The sequence below is a fragment of the Streptomyces sp. WAC05292 genome (assembly GCF_003949955.1).
Lineage (GTDB): Bacteria > Actinomycetota > Actinomycetes > Streptomycetales > Streptomycetaceae > Streptomyces > Streptomyces globosus.
The window spans coordinates 1-680 of record NZ_RPSE01000859.1 but is presented as its reverse complement, the minus strand read 5'-3'; the positions used below and the strand labels follow the sequence as shown (position 1 = coordinate 680).

Annotated in this window: 1 protein-coding gene; it reads left to right on the top strand. The window is 65.9% G+C overall.

What is annotated here, in order from left to right; translation table 11 throughout:
* The coding region (locus EF903_RS33435) for an IS630 family transposase (RefSeq protein WP_125548610.1) at positions 1–680 on the top strand (680 nt) is incomplete at both ends.

The following is a 680-nucleotide window of genomic DNA, read 5'->3' as shown; positions in this document are numbered from 1 at the left end:
GTCATCGTCAAGACGCTTGAGGAGACACCGAAGAACGCGACCCACTGGTCGACCAGGTCGATGGCCGCGGCGACCGGGATGTCGCAGTCGAGCATCTCGCGGATCTGGCGGGCGTTCGCGCTCGCGCCGCACCGGTCGCAGACCTTCACACTGTCGACGGACCCCCTGTTCATCGACAAGGTCCGCGACGTCGTCGGGCTCTACCTCGACCCGCCGGAGAAGGCCCTGGTGCTCTGCGTGGACGAGAAGTCGCAGATCCAGGCCCTGGACCGGTCCCAGCCGGTCCTGCCGATGATGCCAGGCGTTCCAGAACGCCGCAGTCACGACTACGTCCGGGCCGGCACCACCACCCTCTTCGCCGCCCTCGAAGTCGCCACCGGCAAGGTCATCGGCTCACTCCACCGCCGCCACCGGGCGGCGGAGTTCAAGAAGTTCCTCGCGAAGCTCGACAAGGAAGTCCCGGCCGATCTGCAGGTTCATCTGATCCTGGACAACTACGCGACCCACAAGACACCGGACATCAAGAAGTGGCTGCTGGCCCACCCACGGTTCCAACTGCACTTCACGCCGACCAGCGCGTCCTGGCTGAACCTGGTCGAGCGGTGGTTCGCCGAGCTCACGCAGAAGAAGCTCAAGCGCGGAGTCCACCGCTCCGTCCAAGCCCTCGAACGCGACATCCG